The organism is Priestia sp. VA7 (assembly GCF_055710015.1).
Genome location: NZ_JBVQPN010000005.1, coordinates 213,214 through 234,336 on the forward strand (window position 1 = coordinate 213,214; position 21,123 = coordinate 234,336).

General features: G+C 38.8%; 24 protein-coding genes. All 24 read right to left on the bottom strand.

All coding sequences use genetic code 11. The features are described from left to right. Positions 1 to 164: 164 nt before the first annotated feature. Positions 165 to 428: a sporulation transcriptional regulator SpoIIID gene (gene spoIIID / locus AC0C45_RS23180; RefSeq protein ID WP_013059792.1), complete on the bottom strand. Its 264-nt coding sequence runs from the start codon at positions 426 to 428 to the stop codon at positions 165 to 167. 275 nt (positions 429 to 703) lie between these two features. Further along, positions 704 to 1,534 (bottom strand): M23 family metallopeptidase, encoded by an 831-nt coding sequence (locus tag AC0C45_RS23185; protein WP_016765919.1) that lies wholly within the window; start codon positions 1,532 to 1,534, stop codon positions 704 to 706. Between the two features lie 162 nt (positions 1,535 to 1,696). After that, the gene (gene spoIID / locus AC0C45_RS23190) at positions 1,697 to 2,719 is read right to left on the bottom strand and encodes a stage II sporulation protein D (protein WP_047931255.1); all 1,023 of its coding nucleotides are present in this window, start codon (positions 2,717 to 2,719) and stop codon (positions 1,697 to 1,699) included. Positions 2,720 to 2,881: 162 nt separating this feature from the next. Next, entirely contained in the window at positions 2,882 to 4,186 is a 1,305-nt protein-coding gene (murA, locus tag AC0C45_RS23195) for a UDP-N-acetylglucosamine 1-carboxyvinyltransferase (protein WP_472928877.1), read from the bottom strand. 31 nt (positions 4,187 to 4,217) lie between these two features. After that, positions 4,218 to 4,958: a YwmB family TATA-box binding protein gene (locus AC0C45_RS23200; RefSeq protein WP_013059796.1), complete on the bottom strand. Its 741-nt coding sequence runs from the start codon at positions 4,956 to 4,958 to the stop codon at positions 4,218 to 4,220. Between the two features lie 160 nt (positions 4,959 to 5,118). Continuing rightward, positions 5,119 to 5,355 (bottom strand): DUF1146 family protein, encoded by a 237-nt coding sequence (locus AC0C45_RS23205; RefSeq protein ID WP_013059797.1) that lies wholly within the window; start codon positions 5,353 to 5,355, stop codon positions 5,119 to 5,121. A gap of 274 nt (positions 5,356 to 5,629) precedes the next feature. After that, positions 5,630 to 6,034: a F0F1 ATP synthase subunit epsilon gene (locus AC0C45_RS23210; protein ID WP_013085460.1), complete on the bottom strand. Its 405-nt coding sequence runs from the start codon at positions 6,032 to 6,034 to the stop codon at positions 5,630 to 5,632. Between the two features lie 26 nt (positions 6,035 to 6,060). Then, the gene (gene atpD / locus AC0C45_RS23215) at positions 6,061 to 7,482 is read right to left on the bottom strand and encodes a F0F1 ATP synthase subunit beta (RefSeq protein ID WP_013059799.1); all 1,422 of its coding nucleotides are present in this window, start codon (positions 7,480 to 7,482) and stop codon (positions 6,061 to 6,063) included. Positions 7,483 to 7,518: 36 nt separating this feature from the next. Further along, entirely contained in the window at positions 7,519 to 8,376 is an 858-nt protein-coding gene (locus tag AC0C45_RS23220; RefSeq protein ID WP_013059800.1) for a F0F1 ATP synthase subunit gamma, read from the bottom strand. A 105-nt stretch (positions 8,377 to 8,481) separates the two neighbouring features. After that, a complete protein-coding gene (gene atpA, locus AC0C45_RS23225; RefSeq protein ID WP_013085461.1) occupies positions 8,482 to 9,990 on the bottom strand; it encodes a F0F1 ATP synthase subunit alpha in 1,509 nt (502 codons plus the stop codon). Positions 9,991 to 10,005: 15 nt separating this feature from the next. Further along, positions 10,006 to 10,551 carry a F0F1 ATP synthase subunit delta gene (locus AC0C45_RS23230; protein ID WP_013059802.1) on the bottom strand — a complete coding sequence of 182 codons (546 nt, stop codon included), beginning with the start codon at positions 10,549 to 10,551 and terminating at the stop codon, positions 10,006 to 10,008. Next, a complete protein-coding gene (locus tag AC0C45_RS23235; RefSeq protein ID WP_013085463.1) occupies positions 10,548 to 11,066 on the bottom strand; it encodes a F0F1 ATP synthase subunit B in 519 nt (172 codons plus the stop codon). Before AC0C45_RS23235 ends, AC0C45_RS23230 begins: the two co-directional genes overlap by 4 nt. Positions 11,067 to 11,168: 102 nt before the next feature. Continuing rightward, positions 11,169 to 11,381 (bottom strand): F0F1 ATP synthase subunit C, encoded by a 213-nt coding sequence (gene atpE, locus AC0C45_RS23240; protein WP_013059804.1) that lies wholly within the window; start codon positions 11,379 to 11,381, stop codon positions 11,169 to 11,171. 90 nt (positions 11,382 to 11,471) lie between these two features. Further along, positions 11,472 to 12,182 carry a F0F1 ATP synthase subunit A gene (atpB, locus tag AC0C45_RS23245; RefSeq protein ID WP_013059805.1) on the bottom strand — a complete coding sequence of 237 codons (711 nt, stop codon included), beginning with the start codon at positions 12,180 to 12,182 and terminating at the stop codon, positions 11,472 to 11,474. An 18-nt stretch (positions 12,183 to 12,200) separates the two neighbouring features. Then, positions 12,201 to 12,572, bottom strand: coding sequence for an ATP synthase subunit I (locus AC0C45_RS23250; RefSeq protein WP_013059806.1), 372 nt, complete (start codon positions 12,570 to 12,572; stop codon positions 12,201 to 12,203). Positions 12,573 to 12,578: 6 nt separating this feature from the next. Then, entirely contained in the window at positions 12,579 to 12,800 is a 222-nt protein-coding gene (locus AC0C45_RS23255; protein WP_013085464.1) for an AtpZ/AtpI family protein, read from the bottom strand. A gap of 297 nt (positions 12,801 to 13,097) precedes the next feature. Further along, a complete protein-coding gene (locus AC0C45_RS23260; protein WP_237893135.1) occupies positions 13,098 to 15,290 on the bottom strand; it encodes a S8 family serine peptidase in 2,193 nt (730 codons plus the stop codon). A gap of 67 nt (positions 15,291 to 15,357) precedes the next feature. After that, on the bottom strand, positions 15,358 to 16,509 hold the full coding sequence (wecB, locus tag AC0C45_RS23265) for a non-hydrolyzing UDP-N-acetylglucosamine 2-epimerase (RefSeq protein WP_016765923.1): 1,152 nt from the start codon (positions 16,507 to 16,509) through the stop codon (positions 15,358 to 15,360). A 22-nt stretch (positions 16,510 to 16,531) separates the two neighbouring features. Beyond that, positions 16,532 to 17,161 (bottom strand): uracil phosphoribosyltransferase, encoded by a 630-nt coding sequence (gene upp / locus AC0C45_RS23270; protein WP_013059810.1) that lies wholly within the window; start codon positions 17,159 to 17,161, stop codon positions 16,532 to 16,534. Positions 17,162 to 17,374: 213 nt separating this feature from the next. After that, positions 17,375 to 18,619, bottom strand: a complete 1,245-nt coding sequence (locus AC0C45_RS23275; RefSeq protein ID WP_013059811.1) for a serine hydroxymethyltransferase — start codon at positions 18,617 to 18,619, stop codon at positions 17,375 to 17,377. 117 nt (positions 18,620 to 18,736) lie between these two features. Continuing rightward, positions 18,737 to 19,288 (bottom strand): TIGR01440 family protein, encoded by a 552-nt coding sequence (locus AC0C45_RS23280; RefSeq protein WP_472928878.1) that lies wholly within the window; start codon positions 19,286 to 19,288, stop codon positions 18,737 to 18,739. A 35-nt stretch (positions 19,289 to 19,323) separates the two neighbouring features. Further along, positions 19,324 to 19,785, bottom strand: a complete 462-nt coding sequence (gene rpiB / locus AC0C45_RS23285) for a ribose 5-phosphate isomerase B (protein ID WP_013085468.1) — start codon at positions 19,783 to 19,785, stop codon at positions 19,324 to 19,326. 80 nt (positions 19,786 to 19,865) lie between these two features. Then, a complete protein-coding gene (locus AC0C45_RS23290) occupies positions 19,866 to 20,294 on the bottom strand; it encodes a low molecular weight protein arginine phosphatase (RefSeq protein WP_025752493.1) in 429 nt (142 codons plus the stop codon). A gap of 231 nt (positions 20,295 to 20,525) precedes the next feature. Further along, positions 20,526 to 21,086, bottom strand: coding sequence for a manganese efflux pump MntP (locus AC0C45_RS23295; protein ID WP_013085470.1), 561 nt, complete (start codon positions 21,084 to 21,086; stop codon positions 20,526 to 20,528). Positions 21,087 to 21,123 lie beyond the last annotated feature (37 nt).

The window sequence follows — 21,123 nt, forward strand, 5'->3', positions numbered from 1 at the left end:
ACATATCTTTGCATGATAACCATTCTTTTTTCCTAATTTACTATTTTATCACAATTTGTATATGTATGTTGTTATTAGCAAAAATATTTATTATATACCTATTTTATCCAAAAAATAAAATGCCCTATACTACCTCTATAAAAAAGGCAATATGGGGCATTTTTTCATTTTACAGTTTCTTCTTCCTTTTTGTACTTTAATTTTGTTGCTTCTCCCCCACGCAAATGTCGAATAGATTTATGATAATCAAGAATTTCTTTTACTTCATTTGCTAACTCAGGATTTATTTCTGGTAGACGCTCTGTTAAATCTTTATGGACAGTACTTTTCGAAACGCCAAATTCTTTCGCAATTACACGAACTGTTTTCTTTGTTTCTACAATATACTTTCCAATCTTGATAGTTCTCTCTTTGATGTAATCGTGCACACTACTCGCCCTCCCCAAATTGGATATGAGAAGTATCCAAGGGAATGTATATATTATCCCTTTTCTAACATTCTCTTTATAGGTTTGTAACAGTTTATTAGCTTGTGTGCAGATATATGCTAGAAAAGTCAGTAAGGACAAGTGATTTCTTATATTTTTTTGAAAATTTAGTGTTTTTTATTTACTTTTTTGACATAATGCATCTCATTTTAGAAAAATTCATAAAAAAAGAAGCTCGATTTTATCCAGCTTCTTTTCGTATTTATGGTCTTGCCTTATGCATTTGGTTTAGACGTATCTGTTGAAGGGTGTTTTGAATCTTTATCTTCTTTAGTCTTTTCATCAGATGATTTTTCGCTATCCTTTGATTCTTCAGAAGAAGAGTCGTCTTTTGGTTCTGTCACTTCAGCTGCTTTGACTTCTTTGATAGAACTAACAGATTTTCCAAAATAACTGCTTGGATTAATTGCTACACCATCTTTACGAACTTCAAAATGTACATGTGTTTTTGCTTCTTGATTATATAAGCTTTTTCCAGCTTTTGCGATGGTTTGGCCTTGTTTAACAATATCTCCTACTTCTACATCAGCTTTCTCAAGAGATTGATACTGTGTGACTAAACCATCTTTGTGATCAATTTCTACTACATAACCTAGTAAAGGATCTTTTGTTGCTTTTGTTACTGTACCGCTAGCTGCTGCTACAACATCAAATGATTTATCTCCCTTAACAGCTAAGTCAACACCTGTGTTTGGATGATACGTATTGTTGTAGAAAACTAGTGCTTCTTCTTGCTGTTTTTCAGATGCTTGATCGTCGTAGAAAGGCTTTTTCACGATAGCTGATGCTTCACTAGCAACTGGCATCTTTAAATTTTCAAGCGAAGCATTTACCTCTACAGCGTCGTCTCGATAAGCCGTACCGTCTTGGCTATAGCCGCTTTTGTCTTCTTTGCTAATATCGTTTCCATTAGCTTGAAACCAAAGGACTGCTGTAAGAATAATTGCTGCACTCGCTAAATAGATAGCCGGGAACACCCAACGCTTTCTAACTAATTTTTGAACTTTCGATTTTGGAGAAGTACGTTTCTTTTCTTCCTCTCTCATATATCATCACCTCAGCAATCAGTCTGAACACAATTGAATGAATATATACACAGCGATAAAAAATTTTTTTCGATTATTTTTCAACAGATGAATCTAAAATATACATTTTATTTAAAAAAAGTGAAAAACATAAAAAAAGACCCTTCTATAAGGGTCTTTGAATTAGCGTTTAGCTGTCAATTGTGCAACAAACTGATCGTTAGGGGTAATCGCAACACCTGTATAATAATGAGTAACAATATCTTTATAGGTTTTTCCTTCTAGTGCCATACCATTTGCTCCGTACTGACTCATCCCAATACCATGTCCATATCCTTTTGTGTTGATGATAATTTCATTACCTTTTTTTGTCCAATGAAAGTCGGCTGAGGATAAACCCAGTTTTTCTCGAACATCTTTTCCCGACAGTTCTTTACCGTTTATCTTTACGTAATCTACGCGCTGACCCGGCGTTCTAGAGACAATTTCACCTACTGATCCAGTGTTTGTTAATTTCACTCCAAGCCTCTGTTCAAAGCTAGCAACAGACATTACTTTCTGATTTGTAAATTCAGGGGACTTTTTATCCCACGGACTAGCTACACTTTTTAGATAAGGAATGGAATTCTTCCAATACGCTTCTGAATTTTCAGTGTAACCATTGCTGGTAGAAAAGAACGTAGCATTAATTGGCTTATTTTTATACGTAAGAATTTGACCTTGGGTGTCCTTCACTGCTTCTTGAATTTTTTTGATTTTCCAATCATAGTCTTTGTTCCATCTGCTTCTTAACTCATCTTTATTTAAATATACTTGGTACTCTACGGTATCAGTCACATCCGCTCCTTGGGGAAGATGACTATTTCCATTCATCATAGTTTGCACAATATAGGTTCTGGCTGCCAAACTTTGAGCCTTAAGTGCTTCAAGCTCAAAAGTAGCAGGCATTTCAGCTGCTACTACCCCTACAAGATAGTCTTCGAGCGGCAGTTTTTCTACTTTTTTCGTTTCCGTACGATAAACACTGACGTCAAGAGGAGACGCTGTCACTTTTTGTAGTTTTTCGGTTTTTGGGGTCTGTTTGACATTTTCATGTAGCTTTCCATCTGTCTTTTCAGTAAAAGGAACAACGAGAAGTGTTGGGATGAGTAACACAACGAAAAAAAAGATGACTCCTAGTACGACGATTGGCTTTGCTTGTTTCATGAACGCCTAGCCTCCATATCTATTATTTTGACAAGGAACACCTATATCCCTATATTTCATATGTATGGAGGTGGACAACCTTTTATGACAGCAAACCGGCCATAAGGGTCGTCCAACGACAAAAAAAGCATCTCGCTATGAGATGCCTTTTTTATGACATATTTACTTGACGTCTGAAGCCTGTTGAGTTTGTTCTACTTGCTTTGTTTCATCATTTACACGTTCAATATCAGCGCCTAAAGCGGCTAATTTATTGTGGAAATTTACATAACCACGATCAAGGTGTTTTAATTCCGTTACACGCGTATAGCCGTCTGCTACAAGTCCTGCTAATGTTAACGCTGCTGCTGCACGAAGATCTGTTGCTGCTACTTCAGCGCCTTGTAGTTGAGTAGGTCCGTTAATGATAACAGAGCGCCCTTCAATTTTAATATCAGCGTTCATGCGGCGAAACTCTTCTACGTGCATAAAGCGGTTTTCAAAAACTGTTTCTGTAATCATACTTGTGCCTTCTGCTGCTAACAATAATGCCATCATTTGAGATTGCATATCTGTAGGGAACCCTGGATGAGGCATTGTTTTAATATCTATTGATTTTAGCTTTTCAGGTCCTACAACACGTAAGCCGTCGCCTTCTTCAGTAATTTCAACACCCATTTCTTCCATTTTAGCAACAAGTGAACTGATGTGCTCTGCTACTGCACCGCGTACAAGTACGTTTCCACCTGTAATAGCTGCTGCTACCATGAATGTTCCAGCTTCGATACGATCTGGAATAATTGCATGTTCTGCACCATATAATTTATTAACACCTTCAATACGGATCGTACCAGTTCCTGCACCGCGAACTTTAGCACCCATTGCGTTTAAGAAGTTTGCTAAATCGACAATCTCAGGTTCTTTTGCTACGTTTTCCATAATTGTAGTGCCTTCCGCTAATGCTGCTGCCATCATAATATTTTCTGTGGCGCCTACACTTGGGAAGTCTAAATAAATTTTAGCACCTTTTAGTCTTCCTTCAACTTTTGCATCAATAAAACCATTTCCTACTTGAACTTTAGCACCCATTGCTTCAAAGCCTTTAAGATGCTGATCAATCGGTCTTGATCCAATTGCACATCCGCCAGGTAAAGCTACACGAGCCTCACCTGTACGCGCCAATAAAGGACCCATTACAAGTACTGAAGCGCGCATTTTTCTTACATATTCAAAAGGTGCATCTGTTTTTAACTCTCTTGATGCATCTACAACTACACGATTTGTTTCAAAATCTACTTCTGCATTCAGATGTCTTAAAACTTCGCCAATCGTAAATACATCGGAGAGAGCTGGTACATCATTTAGAATTGTTTTTCCTTCACTAGCTAATAAGGTTGCAGTGATAATAGGTAAAACGGCGTTTTTTGCTCCTTCAACTTTAACTGTACCGCTTAATCTATTTCCACCGCGGACGATGATTTTTTCCAAGGTATTCCCCTCCGCGTCCATTTTCTCTATATTAATATTCAGACGTAATGATAGGTGTGCCAACAACTATGGTTGTTTGACCGCCCATTCTTGTCTTGCGTAATGCAATTTGTAAGTTCATTTCCTGCTTTTTCGTTTGAAGAGCTTCTTTCCACAGTCCAGTATATGCTGAAACAGAGGTAAATGACTCTTCCACTAGAGATTCCACTGGTTTAGCATTGAAAGCTCGTAATAGGTCTTGAATTTCAACAGACAAAACACTTTCCATCTTATCATTGATTTCCCCAGTTGCACAAGAGAAAATTATGGGTTCTGATAGGAAAATTTTTTCATAATTTGTCTGAAATACATTTTGAAAATGGGTCATATTTTTTTCTTTCAAACCTTGTCCCGTTACATGATACGATATGTACGCATTGCTGTGTTCATCGATCGCATAAGTTAACAGAATGACTTCGTTCACATCTTCACTTTTGCGTGTACCTATTGCTTTCCATAGGTCTCTTTCCCTCTTCACTTCCCATTTAAAACCTCTAAAATTACTTTTAATACTTTTAGCTTGCGAATAAAAGGTTTTTTGGTCAGTAACAGCTTTTACTTCTTCTCTTGCATACAACGATACTTCAGTTAACGAAACATGCTGCTTATTTAAGGTGTGAACAATCTTCTCAATAGTAGTTTCATTGTTTTGGGCATTGCTCACATAACTTCCATGATATACGAATAAGCCAGTAATGAAAATAGCCAAAAAGACACTAATTTTTTTAAACATTTCGCCACTCCCTCTCCGTACTCATCAGTCTTTCCAGAAGGCGATGATACATACATGAAAAGGGTCGTCATATTTAGACATAGCGACATACATTAGCGTATAAATTCGTATATCTTCAATGAATGAACGCCTATTTTATCATAGACTCATAGCTTGCCAATCATTGAAAAAATGAGGGAATGCGCTGTGACCAAAATAAATAATCCAAAAAGAAATTACTTACTGTTGATGAAATCGTAATGGTCAATAAAATAAGCATTAATTTTGCTTGAAACACATGATTAGGTTTCATCAGCTTTTCAATTTGAAAGCCTTGCAAAGCATACCAAGTAATCACAATAAAAATCAAATGTGAAATCATGGTTAGTAACGTTTGCTGTTCAATTCCTCCAAACAATAAAAGCACTCCTTTTAAACACCATATGAAAAGAAGAGACGATCATCGTCTCTTCTTTTCATATTAAAGCACAATTATGCAAATTCGTAAACGGTAACATGAAAAACATTTATTTTATTCCCTATTTTAAGATCCTTTTCCACTATTGAGCAAAATAAAGAAGATAGATGCGCTTAGTTAAATGGAATATATAATCATAGATCAATGCTATTTGCTCTTCCCTTTTTGTATAATAGAGCAAAAAAGCCCTCTCATTCGTTTGAGAGGGCTTTTTTTAGAACTTACGTTGACTAATATCTAAACGATTGACTGCCCGTTTTAAGGCAATTTCAGCACGCTTAACATCAACGTCATCTTGTTTGCTATCAAGGCGCATTTCAGCGCGCTTTTTCGCTTCTTCTGCACGAGCTATGTCAATCTCTTCAGCTGTTTCAGCAGCCTGTGCAAGAATTGTTACTTTGTCAGGTCTTACTTCAAGAAATCCTCCGCTAACAGCCACAAGTTCTGTACTGCTTGCTTTCTTCAAGCGGACGGCTCCAATTTGTAAAGGAGCAACCATCGGAATATGGCCGTGTAAAATACCAAGCTCACCACTCTGTGCGCGGGTACTTACCATTTCCACTTCTGATTCGTAAACTGGGCCATCAGGAGTCACTACACTGACATGGATTGTCTTCATTTAAAAAACCTCCTATGTCCCTTAAATTAAACTTCTACTCCCATACGTTTCGCATTTTCAATAACTTCTTCAATGCGACCAACTAAACGGAACGCATCTTCAGGTAAATGATCGTATTTACCTTCCAAGATCTCTTTAAATCCTTTAACAGTTTCTTTTACAGGAACATAAGAACCTTTTTGACCTGTAAATTGTTCTGCTACGTGGAAGTTTTGAGATAAGAAGAATTGAACGCGACGAGCACGTTGTACAACAAGTTTATCTTCATCAGATAACTCATCCATACCTAGGATTGCAATGATATCTTGTAACTCTTTATAACGCTGTAACGTTTGTTGAACTTGACGCGCAATTGCATAGTGCTCTTCTCCAACAATTTCAGGAGATAAAGCGCGAGATGTAGATGCTAATGGATCTACCGCAGGGTAAATACCCATCTCTGATAATTTACGCTCTAAGTTTGTTGTTGCATCTAAGTGAGCAAATGTTGTCGCTGGAGCTGGATCCGTATAGTCATCGGCTGGTACGTAAATCGCTTGAATCGATGTTACAGAACCTACGCTTGTTGACGTAATACGCTCTTGAAGCTGACCCATTTCTGTCGCTAACGTTGGCTGATAACCTACTGCTGATGGCATACGGCCAAGTAATGCTGATACTTCCGAACCCGCTTGTGTGAAACGGAAGATATTATCAATAAAGAATAATACGTCTTGACCTTGTTCGTCACGGAAGTATTCTGCCATTGTTAATCCTGTTAATGCAACACGTTGACGTGCACCAGGTGGCTCATTCATTTGTCCAAATACCATAGCCGTCTTCTTAATAACACCAGAATCTGTCATTTCATGGTATAAGTCATTACCTTCACGCGTACGCTCACCTACACCAGCGAATACTGAAATACCGCCGTGCTCTTGAGCAATGTTATTGATTAATTCTTGAATCAATACTGTTTTACCTACACCGGCACCACCGAATAGACCGATTTTTCCACCTTTAATGTAAGGAGCTAATAAGTCTACTACTTTAATACCTGTTTCAAGAATTTCAGCTTGTGTAGATAGATTTTCGAACTTTGGTGCTTGACGGTGAATTGGATCACGACGTGCACCTGCATCGATTGGGGCGTCTAAGTCGATTTTTTCACCTAATACGTTAAATACACGACCTAACGTAACGTCACCAACTGGTACTGAGATTGCTGCACCTGTATCTTCTACTTCTAATCCACGAACTAAGCCGTCAGTGGATGACATTGCTACTGTACGAACTGTGTTATCACCTAAGTGAATCGCAACTTCTAATGTTAATTCGATTGCAACTTCACTTGCACTGCTCGGTTTATGTGAAATTTTAAGGGCGTTATAAATTGCCGGAAGGTGTCCGTTGTCAAACTTTACGTCTACAACTGGACCCATGATTTGAGTAACGCGTCCTTTTGTCATCGTGTTCCCTCCTAACTTGCTTTTCCATTAAACTTTCTATTCTAACGCTGCCGCTCCGCCAACAATTTCCGTAATTTCCTGGGTAATTGCCGCTTGACGTGCACGGTTATATGACAATGTAAGATTATTGATAAGATCTTTTGCGTTGTCTGTTGCACTTTTCATCGCTGTCATACGAGCAGCATGCTCACTTGCTTTTCCGTCAAGTAGGCCGCCGTAAATTAAACTCTCTGCATACTGAGGAAGTAATACTTCTAAAATCTCTTCTTGTGATGGTTCAAATTCATAACCAACAAGTTTACCAGAAGGTTGAAGATCTGTTAGAGGCAATAGCTTCTTCTCCGTCACTTCTTGTGAAATCGTATTGATAAAGTGATTGTAGTATAAGTAAAGTTCATCAAACGTACCGTCTGCAAACATTTGAACTGTTTGTGAAGCGATTCCTTGAATGTCAGCAAAAGCTGGCTGATCTGCTAAGCCTGTGATTTCAAGCAAAACCGGAATGCCGCGTTTCACGAAGAAATCTCTCCCTACTCGTCCAATTGCAATCACACCGTATTCATCAGGTGATTGATGGCGTTCTTCAATAGCTTGAGATACTTTTCGCAAAATATTACTGTTATATGCTCCTGCTAGGCCGCGATCTGAAGTGATTACGATGTAACCAGTCTTCTTCACACTGCGCGCAGTTAGCATTGGATGTGAAGCGCCTCTGCTGCCTAGGGCTACGCTTGAGACTACTTCTTGAATTTTTTCCATGTATGGAACAAACGATTTTGCATTTTGTTCCGCTCTATTCAGCTTTGCAGCTGAAACCATTTCCATTGCTTTCGTAATCTGGCTCGTTTTTTTCGTCGATGTGATTCGAGTTTGTATATCACGTAATGATGCCAAAGGTTTCACCACCTTGTTTTAGAAGATCACGTGGTATGAAAGGTGAACAAATGTTCACCTTCACCTTATTGAAAGATTGTCTTAACATACCATGCTGACAATATATTATTCAGATGCAATAAATGTTTTCTTGAATTCTTCAAGTGCTGATTCGAATACGCCAGCTTCAGGAAGTCCACCAGTTGTACGGATTGATTCAAGTACTTCTTTACGGTTTGATTCTAACCATGTTAAGTACTCGTCTTCAAAGCGCGTAATATCTGATACCGGAACATCATCTAAGAAGCCTTTTGTTAATGCGTAAAGCACAGCTACTTGTTTTTCTACGCGAAGCGGTTTGTGTAAACCTTGTTTTAAGATTTCAACTGTACGCGCTCCTCGATTTAATTTTGCTTGAGTTGCTTGGTCAAGATCAGAACCAAACTGAGCAAACGATTCAAGCTCACGATAAGATGCAAGGTCTAGACGCAGTGTACCTGCTACCTTTTTCATCGCTTTAATTTGTGCAGATCCCCCTACACGTGATACAGAAAGACCAGCATTAATCGCAGGACGCACGCCTGAGAAGAATAGATCTGACTGTAAGAAAATTTGTCCGTCTGTAATCGAAATTACGTTCGTTGGGATATAAGCAGATACGTCTCCTGCTTGCGTTTCAATAAATGGAAGAGCTGTTAATGAACCTCCACCTTTTGCGTCCGATAACTTTGCCGCACGCTCTAATAAACGAGAGTGCAGGTAGAATACATCCCCTGGATACGCTTCACGACCTGGAGGACGGCGTAATAGTAATGAAAGTTCACGATAAGCTGATGCTTGTTTTGTTAAGTCATCGTAAATAACAAGTACGTGCTTACCGTTATACATAAACTCTTCACCCATTGTTACCCCAGCATATGGCGCTAAGAATAATAGTGGGGCTGGTTGTGAAGCTGATGCTGTTACAACGATTGTGTAATCTAGAGCACCGTGTTTACGTAATGTCTCTACTACGTTACGAACTGTTGATTCTTTTTGGCCAATCGCTACATAGATACATACCATATCTTGATCTTTTTGGTTTAAGATTGTATCGATTGCTACCGATGTTTTACCCGTTTGACGGTCACCGATAATTAACTCACGCTGTCCACGACCGATCGGCACAAGTGCGTCAATCGCCTTGATACCTGTTTGAAGCGGCTCATGTACTGATTTACGATCCATAACGCCAGGTGCAGCACCTTCAATTGGACGTGTTTTTGTTGTTTCTACTGGGCCTAAGCCGTCTACTGGCTGACCTAATGAGTTAACAACACGACCGATTAACTGCTCCCCTACTGGAACTTCCATGATGCGTCCTGTACGGCGAACTTCGTCACCTTCACGAATTTCCGTATATGGTCCTAAAATAATGATACCTACATTGTTTTCTTCTAAGTTTTGTGCCATTCCCATGACACCATTTGAAAATTCAACCAGTTCTCCAGCCATGACATTGTCGAGGCCATGAGCACGTGCGATACCGTCCCCAACTTGGATAACAGTACCTACATCACTCACTTTAATCTCAGACTGATAGTTTTCAATTTGCTGCTTGATCAGCGCACTAATTTCTTCAGCTTTGATGCTCATGAATTTCACCCCTATCTACGATCTGTGTGCAAGAAGTCCTCGGTGGATCGTTTCTAATTTGCTGCTAATGCTGCCATCATAGATACGATTACCAATGCGAAGCTTCACGCCGCCGATTAGGCTTTTATCTACTATATTTGAAATATTTAACGTATGTTTTCCAACTTTAGAAGCAAATGATTGTGAGATTGCTCTTTTCTCATCTGCACTTAAAGGTTTGACAGAATAAACAGTTGCATCTGCCACGCCACGTACTTCGTTCGCTAGGAAACGATACTCTTTTACCATTTCGCTAACAATTTGAATGCGGTGACGCTCTAATAATAGAAGAACCGTATGTTGAACAGTTGGTGAAAGTTCAGCAAATGCCTCACTTACAAACTGTTTTTTTCGCTCAATTGTAATTTTTGGATGAGTTAATACATCCATTAATTCAGGTGTTTTAGCAAACACCTCTTCAACGATTTGTAGCTGGTCTTGCATTTCATCGATCATCTGTTTTTCTGTTGCTAATTGAAAAAGAGCTAGTGCATAGCGTTTGGCTACAGCTGGTTGACTCATCGTACATCCCCTACTTCTTGGATATATTCATGAATTAACTTCTCTTGATCTTGTTCAGAAAGTTCTTTTTCAATAACTTTCGACGCAATTAAAACAGATAATGAAGCAACTTGCTCACGTAACGCAGCAACTGCTTGATCTTTTTGCTGTTCGATTTCTTGTTTTGCTGCAGCTTTTAGACGCTCAGACTCTTCGCGTGCTGCCGCAATGATTTCTTCTTTTTTATCTTCTGCAGACTTTCTAGCGTTTTCCATCATTACTTGCACTTCTTGACGAGATTGCTTTAAGATTTCACGCTGCTCTTCAACAAGCTTCTTCGCTTCCTCATTTTGCTTTTCTGCTTCATCAATCTCACCGGCAATATGCTCTTCACGTTTTTTCATGATTCCCATTACAGGACCAAACGCGAATTTTTGAAGTAACGCAAGTAGGATAAGGAACATCACTAATTGGAAAAGAATATCTCCACCATTAATGCCTGCTGCTCCTAACACAAACATGTTCGACACGGCCATGTTCACTCCCTTCAGAGACTCCACATATATAATTTACTTATTAAAGACATAAAGTAATGGCGAAGGTTCTTTTGAATGATCTTCGCCACATGTAACACATTATTATTTACCTTGTACCATGAATGCAATAACTACGGCGATAATTGGAAGCGCCTCAACTAAGGCAACCCCAACGAACATCATTGAAGTTAATGTACCACGTGCTTCTGGTTGGCGAGCTGTGCCTTCAATCGTCTTAGAAACGATAAGACCGTTACCAATACCAGCACCTAGTGCCGCTAAACCAATCGCAATTGCAGATGCTATTAAACCCATTTTATAAAGTCCTCCCTTAATATATATGATTTTGTTTAACTAAGTTTTGTTTTGTCCAAATTGGGTATTACTTGAACAAAGCTTTATAAATTAATGGTCGCTACTCACTTTGTGAGATAAATAAACCATCGTTAACATTGTGAAAATGAAGGCCTGAATTGCGCCTACAAAAATACTGAATCCTTGCCATAAAAGCATTGGAATAGCAGCTCCAATTGTACCTAGGAAGCCTGTTGTTGCTAAACCAGCTAGCAAGCTTAACAAAATTTCCCCAGCATAAATATTACCGTAAAGACGAAGGCCAAGCGTTAACGTATTGGCAAACTCCTCGATAATCTTAAGCGGGAATAAAAACGCCATTGGCTTGAAGTAATCTTTCGTGTATGCAGAAAAACCTCGCATTTTAATACCATAATAATGTGATAGTACAACTACCATAACGGCTAACGTCAGCGTAATTGCTGGATCAGCGGTTGGCGATTTCCACCATAAGTTATGGTCAATCACGATGGCAAATGGAAGACCCAACATATTTGACACAAAAATGTACATAAGTAAAGTTACACCTAGCGTCAAAAAGCGGCCACCTGTTTTCCAATCCATATTGCTATTAACGAGTCCTTTAACAAAATCTAAGACCCATTCAATAAAGTTTTGTGCACCGCTTGGCTTCATAGCAAGAGTACGAGTACATAAAACTGCAATTAAGAATACAATAACAGAAGCTACGGTAACCATAAGCAAGTTACTTTGACTAAAAGTAAGGCCTAGAAACTCTATAGTTGGTGATTCATGACCCAACTGTGTTCACCTCTCTTTCTATCTTCTACGCATATTTTGAACAACTAAATCTATGATAATGACAACGTAATACGTCATTAATCCCACAACTACACTAATAATATGAAAGGTTTTTGGATAAGAGATGGTAATCACAACTGCGAGAGCAGCTGTTGCAAATCTTACAACAGTCCCAATTGAACGGGGCTTTTTCCCCTCATCCAACGCCTGTCCAAACTGCTCAAACTTTCTTACTAAGTTCCACAAATTATACAAACTCAGGGCGGTTCCTAAAATTAAACCTGCAAAAACAGCCTTATAACTTGTAAATCCCCAGCCGAGAACGTATAATGCTAACAAATACAATATGTATGAACGAAGTCTTGGAAAAACGTGCTGCAAATCCTGCATGAATTATTAATCTCCTGAAAAAAAATGGTGGACTGTCCGCAGCATCATAAAAACACCTGCTGCTAGCCCTGAAAGAAGGCCTAAAATCAAAAATAGTGGTTCGGTGTCAAGCCATTGATCAGCCCATCTTCCAGAGAATAAGCCAATTAAGACTGAACCTGCTAACTGTGATAGAATGATTGACACTAATGCCATCGCTTGCAAAGGATGACGGTTGCGATCTTTCATAAGCTCATACCCCTTTTGCAAAATTTTCTTTTTTCCGAATTCTCTATCGTTTTTATAGCTCAATATATGATAGAAAGGCAAAAAAAATTGCTAAAAAAGGTAAAAACAGCTAATAAAATACGCAGAAATATCAACGGTTTTCACAGGTTGAAAACCTTATCATTTATATTCCCTGTAAGCATACAATAGCGTATATTTAATGTCAATGTGTTTAAGCTAAAAACTTCACAATCTCTTCTTATTGTTCACATTTCTGCCACACATAAAACCTCTTCAAATGAAAACATTTAAAGAGGTTCATTCAATCGTTATTGTACTGTGTACAACCTGCTCTTGTCTATGCTTTTTCACAAATGCAAATATTTGGTACGCCCCCGGTACAAGCGATTCATCGATCGTTATTTTCCGTTTTCTCATGCCTCTTTCTACATCAACGTCAACATCTAAATACGATATAAACTGTAAAGACTGCTTATCAAAAAGAGCAACGCCTAACTCATCTGCTCCTTCAGGCAAAAACAGTTCATAGCTATAAGTATTTTTCTCTTTTTCCGCTGCTACTTGCAATCCCATGATACGAGGATAATCTGGAATGCTAACCATGTACATATAAGGAATCGAAAATGTTTCACGTGAATCATTTATTTCCAAATATCCGTCATATATACCTTTATTTTTAAAACGGGTCTGCACCGATAAAGTGACAGCTATTTCTTTTGTCTGATGGGGCTGCACCGTGACGGGTAATGGAACATCCCAGTTCACTCCTTCATCCCTTCTCGGAACGTTTAAGCGATACGTTTTTGCTTTATCAGACTGGTTATCAATTTTAAATGATAAGACTTTCTTTGATGGGCGCGTAAAAATACCGAAAGATAAAGAAGATGGATAAAATAAAGAGTCTGCTGTGACAGCTTTTGCTATTTGAATTCTCCCAGCTCCTTGTTCATATACGCGATACGTTTGACCATTTAGCTGCTGCATTACTTTACTTGTGTTCATCAATGAAGCTTTGACTTGTTCAGGAGACCAGTTCGGGTGAGCTTGTAAAATAAGAGCGCACGCTCCAGCTACATGGGGCGCAGCCATACTTGTTCCATGCATGCGTTCATATCCCCCAGGAACTGTACTATTAATGAAGTAACCAGGTGCGACGACGTCCGGCTTGATTCCCCAAGTAGTCGTTACAGGTCCTCTTGAACTGAAAGATGTGAGCAAGTCTTGCACCACTTGCTTGCCAGTACGTAAGTATGGCTGTTGAGACTGAATGTATTGACTAATGGTATCACCGTTTTTTTTACTTATCCATATCACTGGAATATTTACTGACTCTTGTAGTTTACCGATTATGCTTTTTTCAGTCGGACTATATAAAATAACGGCTTTTGCTCCTGCCTGTTCAGCTTGTTTAATCTTTTTTTCAACCACATTTCCTTCTGCTTTTAGCAAAATGACGTTACCCAACGCATGCTTTTGCTCTTTGAAGTATTCTTCATTTATTACACGCAGCGTTTGATTAAACGTCCATGGACGAGACCCTTCTACTGGCGCCATCATAATTTTTTCTTTGCTAAATCCAATTGTTAGAAATTGAACTGTTGTCGGGGAAACAGAAGCGCCAACCGAAATAGCTTTTCCCGCTGTACCTGGAGAGCCCACAGTCCATAAACCTGGACCTGAATTGCCGCTGGATGTAACCGTTACAATTCCTTTTTCAACAGCTCGATCTAACGCTAAGCTTGTTGGTAAATCAGGGCCATTCACATCATTTCCTAATGATAAATTAATAATATCTACATCATCTTGAATTGCTTTTTCGATAGCTAGAATAACACTTTCAGACGTTCCAGCTCCACCAGGTCCAAGAGCTCGGTATGCGTAGATCTCCGCTTGAGGTGCTACACCTTTAATATTTCCATTTGCTGCAATAATACCAGCTACATGAGTGCCATGCAGAGTAGGCTCTCCTTGCTCCCGAGTGGTTTCCATCGGCTCATAATCTTTATCTATTACATCATACCCTCCCCTGTAGGTTTGTTTTAAATCGGGATGAGAATAATCAACACCCGTATCGATGATGCCTACTTTGATCCCTTTTCCTGTTAAGCGCCGATTATAAGTATCAAATAAGCCCCTTACCTGTTCTGAGCCAATGAAGGTTACGCTATTTTCTTCTGCAACCTGGTAGTTTTTAATAGAATGTGAACCAATAATAGAAGGATTATGAGATAGTTTTTCCAAATCCGAGATGGAGCCGTTTAATGAAAGTCCTGTAAATACCGTGTGAAATTCGCTCTTAATCTTTATATTAGGATAATTTTTTTGTAGCTGATTTTTAAATTCCGCGAATTTTTCTTTTTCAACCATGACAATTATTGATTTTTCCTGATGATTCATTTCTTGTTTTATAGAAGGAAATATCGGATTGAACGACATTTGCCCTCCCCCGCTCCCTAATATAAAGCTAATCATTAACCATTTAATCCACATAAAAAAACACCTCTCACACTATCGTGTCTCAAAGAGACACTTTTCATGTGAAAGGTGTTTAGAAATCTTACGAAAGTGGATTAAAAGCTTCCGGTCTGTTTTCACGGCGGTTGAAATAGTAGCTAATAGCATCACAAATACGTTTAGAAGCTAAGCCATCTCCATAAGGATTCGATGCTTGTGACATTTGCTTATATACGTCTTCATCTATTAACAGCTCTTTTGCTAGCGTATAAATTGTTTCTTCTTCCGTTCCTGCTAGTTTGAGCGTTCCTGCTTCAATTCCTTCCGGTCGCTCTGTTGTATCACGAAGTACCAATACAGGTACGCCTAATGAAGGAGCTTCTTCTTGAACACCGCCCGAATCTGTCAAAATAATATGAGCGCGCTCAGCGAAGTTATGAAAGTCAATTACATCTAACGGTTCAATTAAATGAATGCGTGGATCATTTCCTAAGATATCGTTTGCTGTTTCTCTAACTACCGGATTCAAATGAACAGGATACACAACTTGCACATCTTCATGTTCATCCACAATACGTTTAACAGCACGGAACATGTTTTTCATTGGTTCGCCTAAATTTTCGCGTCGATGCGCCGTTAATAAAATAAGACGATCATCTCCCAATTTCGTTAACACTTCATGCTCATATGTCTCTTTTACTGTCGTTTTTAACGCATCGATAGCTGTGTTTCCAGTCACAAAGATTCGCTCTTCTTTTTTATTCTCTGCTTGCAAATTAGCTGCAGACTTATCTGTCGGAGCAAAGTGCAAATCAGCGAGAACGCCTGTAAGCTGACGGTTCATTTCTTCCGGATATGGAGAATATTTATTCCATGTGCGCAAACCTGCTTCAACATGTCCTACCTGAATTTGATTATAAAAAGCTGCTAGTCCGGCAATAAACGTCGTAGTTGTATCGCCGTGTACAAGTACGATGTCCGGCTTTACTTTTTTCATTACGTCGTCCAAACCTTCTAATCCTCTGGTCGTTACGTCCATAAGAGTTTGGCGATCTTTCATAATGTTAAGGTCATAGTCAGGCTGAATGTCAAAAATGCTCAATACTTGGTCTAACATTTCACGGTGCTGAGCCGTTACCGTAACAATCGCTTCGAACTCCTCCGGTCGCTTTTTAAGCTCTAGCACTAGAGGGGCCATTTTAATTGCTTCTGGTCTTGTCCCGAATATCGTCATTACTTTAATTGGCTGCTTCATGTTCATCACCCGAATCTACAAATTATTTTGTACCGAATAAACGATCCCCTGCATCACCTAAACCTGGAACAATATATCCATGGTCATTTAATTTTTCATCTAATGCCGCAATGTAAATATCTACGTCAGGGTGTGCTTCTTTTACGATTTCCACGCCTTCAGGAGCAGCAATTAAACACATAAATTTAATGTTTTTAGCGCCTCTTTTTTTAAGAGAGTTGATTGCTTCTACAGCTGACCCTCCTGTTGCAAGCATAGGATCTACTACAATAAAGTCACGCTCTTCTACATCATTAGGCAGCTTTACATAATATTCAACAGGCTGTAATGTTTCTGGATCACGATATAAGCCAACGTGTCCAACTTTAGCAGCTGGCATTAGTTTTAAAAATCCATCTACCATGCCGATACCAGCACGAAGAATTGGAACGATACCAAGCTTTTTCCCTGCAATAACTTTTGACTTTGTTTTGCAAACCGGTGTTTCAATTTCAACGTCTTCTAGCGGTAAATCACGTGTCGCTTCAAAAGCCATTAAGCTTGCCACTTCATCAACTAATTCACGAAACTCTTTCGTTCCCGTTTTTACATCGCGTATGTAAGTTAATTTGTGTTGAATAAGCGGGTGATCAAATACGTATACTTTGCCCATTGATATCTCTCCTTATATATAAAGATGTACACATTAAAATACCATTCAACGAATTGAATGGTACGTACTAGTAAAAACATATCTCTTGCTAATTAAATTTATACATTGCATTCATTTTACAGAAAAAAGTTTTTGAGTTCAAGCATTATTCAAAAAATGATTGAATTGCTACCACTTTCTCCATAAAAAAACAGGCACAAAGGCCTGTCTCTTTTACAGTGATTTATACATTTCAAACTTGCTTGTTAAAGCTTCAACGCGTGTTTTAGCTTCAGCTAGCTTTTCTTCATCTTCAATATTTTTAAGCGTTAATCCGATGATAGAAGCAATTTCATCCATCTCTTCTAAGCCAAATCCGCGAGTTGTAACCGCAGCTGTACCAATACGGATACCGCTTGTTACAAATGGGCTTTGCTCATCATAAGGAATTGTATTTTTGTTTGTTGTAATACCTACATCATCAAGCGCTTTTTCAGCCACTTTGCCTGTCAAATTCATTGAGCTTACGTCGATTAACACAAGGTGATTGTCTGTTCCTTCAGATACAAGAGCAAATCCTTCTTTCTTTAATCCTTCTGCTAAACGATTAGCATTATCGATGATATTTTGAGCATAGTGCTTAAATTCATCTTGTAATGCTTCACCAAATGCTACTGCTTTTGCAGCGATAACATGCATCAATGGACCACCTTGAATACCAGGGAAGATTGACTTATCAATCTTTTTCGCAAATTCTTCTTTACATAAAATCATACCGCCGCGTGGTCCGCGCAGTGTTTTATGTGTTGTAGTTGTAACGAAATGAGCATGTGGCACAGGATTTTGATGAAGTCCTGCAGCTACTAGACCAGCAATGTGAGCCATGTCTACCATTAAATAAGCTCCTACTTCATCAGCGATTTCACGGAAACGCTTGAAGTCGATTGCGCGCGGATATGCGCTTGCACCAGCCACAATTAATTTTGGTTTATGTGTACGAGCTTTTTCTAATACATCATCGTAGTTAATGCGATGTGTTTCACGATCTACGCCATATTCAATGAAATTATACTGAACACCACTAAAGTTAACAGGACTTCCGTGCGTTAAGTGACCGCCGTGCGATAAATTCATACCAAGTACTGTGTCTCCAGCCTCTAAAACTGTGAAATATACAGCCATGTTTGCTTGTGCACCTGAGTGAGGTTGAACATTCACGTGCTCTGCTCCGAAAATTTCTTTTGCACGATCACGAGCTAAGTCTTCTACTACGTCTACGTGTTCACAACCACCGTAGTAACGTTTAGCTGGATAGCCTTCAGCATATTTATTTGTTAAAACTGAACCTTGTGCTTCCATTACCGCTGTTGTTACAAAGTTTTCTGAAGCAATTAGCTCAATCTTAGTACGTTGTCTTTGTAATTCATCCTTGATCGCATTATAAACTGCTGGATCTTGTTGCATTAGTTGTTTCTCCATCAAAATCCTCTCCTCATTTCGTATTCGCAATGTTCGTTATTTGTTGATTCAACTACATTGTAACATGATTTATTTAGAATAAAAAAGAAAAAATGTGTATTATTTTAATATATTTAATTACGAAAGTTCGTAAAACGCTCTCATTCCACCAATTAGTTTTGGACGCGTCTTTGCTAAAGTAACATGAGCGTGTCCAACTGCGTTTAACGTACAACGAACGGGTACTGCGACATGCTTTAAATGCATACCAATGAATGTATCTCCAATATCAATACCGGCATCAGCTTTAATAAACTCTACCAAAACAGGATCTTTAAGCTGGCCATAGGCCTGTGTAGCCATCGCTCCGCCTGCTTTATGAATAGGCACAACACTAACCATTTCTAAACGCTCTTTGCGAGCTAATTCTCTTTCTACTACCAGTGCTCGATTGAGATGTTCACAGCATTGAAATGCTAAGTGAACACCCGTCTTTTTTCGAAAATCTGATAGTGTATCAAAAATCATTTCTGCGACTTCCATTACGCCTGCGGTTCCTATTTTTTCACCAATTACCTCGCTTGTACTGCATCCAATGACAAGTGTATGTTCTGAAGACAACTGCACTTGTGCTAAAAAATCAGATAGAACTGTTTCCAACTGCTCTTTCCATTTCGTAAGTTCAGACACGTTTTTCTTCCTTTCTTTCATTGAATACGTTCACATTATACAGTTAATGTTGCATCACTTTGCTGCTCATACTGTTTAATTTTATTCACGCGATTTTCATGTCGGCCGCCTTCAAATTCTGTCATTAACCAAATTTTCGCAATTTCACGTGCAAGTCCCGGCCCAATGACACGTTCACCCATTGCCAAAATGTTGCTATCATTATGTTCTCTTGTCGCTTTTGCACTAAACGTATCATGCACTAGAGCACAGCGAATTCCTTTTACTTTATTAGCTGCTATACTCATACCGATGCCTGTTCCACAAATAAGAATGCCTCGACTTACTTCTTGGCTCGCCACTTTTTGAGCAACGGGCAGTGCATAATCCGGATAGTCTACGGACGCTGTGCATTCACACCCTAAATCCACATATTCAATATTTAATTCTTCCATTAAAGAGATAATTTCCTGTCGCAAATTTATACCGCCGTGGTCAGATGCAATAGCTACTTTCATCTTTGTTTCCTCCTCATACGTACCTTCGTCTTATATTAAATTTCTGTTCATTTTAAGTCAGCAAAAATTTATGGGACCTTTTATAATTTGTCGACTATTTTGTTAATCATACGCTCTAACTCTTCTAAAGTCTGTTCGTACGTCTGTAATGATCCGCCAAACGGATCAGATACTTCACCTTGCTCGTCGGCAAATTCTTTTAGCGTAAATAATTTATCACTTACGTATGGAGCTTGGTTCAAAATCAGCATTTTATGCTGCTCCGTCATCGTAAAAATATAAGTAGCCCACATCAATTGTTCTTCCGTTAATGCTGCCGAAGCATGAGAACAAGCTATGCCTTTCTGGTGAAGGGCAACTTGTGCATGAACAGAAGCTTCACTTCCATTTGAAGCGAATACGCCTGCAGACTTCACGTTTATTCCATCTATCTCTTTAGCTTTGAGCAACGCTTCTGCCATAGGGCTGCGGCACGTGTTTCCTGTACATACAAATAAGATGTTTTTCAAGATACATCCTCCCTTGCTTTCACTATGTTCGACTATGTTGATATTCCACCCTATTGTATCTCTATTGCCTGCATAAATCCAGTTAGCTTTTTCAGGTATTTTTTTATCGATTATCGCTTCATGCATCTCGAAAAAACGACTTCGCTTTCCTTCTTTTATCACTACAATCCAAAAGAAGCAAAAAAAGACCATAACCTGCATGGTCATGATCCTTTACCTATTTATATATAGTTAAAAAGGTAATAACAATTTGATTCCAAAAGCTAATAAAATGCTCCCGCCCAGTGCCTCACTATATGAACCAATCCAACCTTGTACTCTTCTGCCTAGCAGCAATCCTAACCAAGTTAATAGCATACTCACTACGCCAAAAACAATAATGGTCAAAAACGTTCTTGCCCCAAAAATACCTAAGCTAAGTCCAACAGAAAAACTATCTAGACTCACGCTGAGCGCAAAAAATAACAGTCCAAAGCCAACTGGTTTGATAAACGGCGTATCGTCATGCTTAAAGGATGAATAAATCATCTGAGCCCCAAGAATCAACAATAAAATTCCACCGCCATAGGTAGCAAACATTCCAAGTTTATCAGACAAAAGTCGTCCAATAAACATGCCTAACAGCGGCATCCAAATATGAAATACACCGATAACAACACCAATGTAGAAAATTTGGCGAAAGCGTAAACGAATTAATCCCATTCCCAAACCAACTGAGAAAGCATCCATTCCTAAGGCAAACGCCATAATGACTAATGTGATCATTTCACTAATTAACTGAGATACATTCATCTTTACCCTCCTCGGACGTGCTCCTATTTCAAAATAT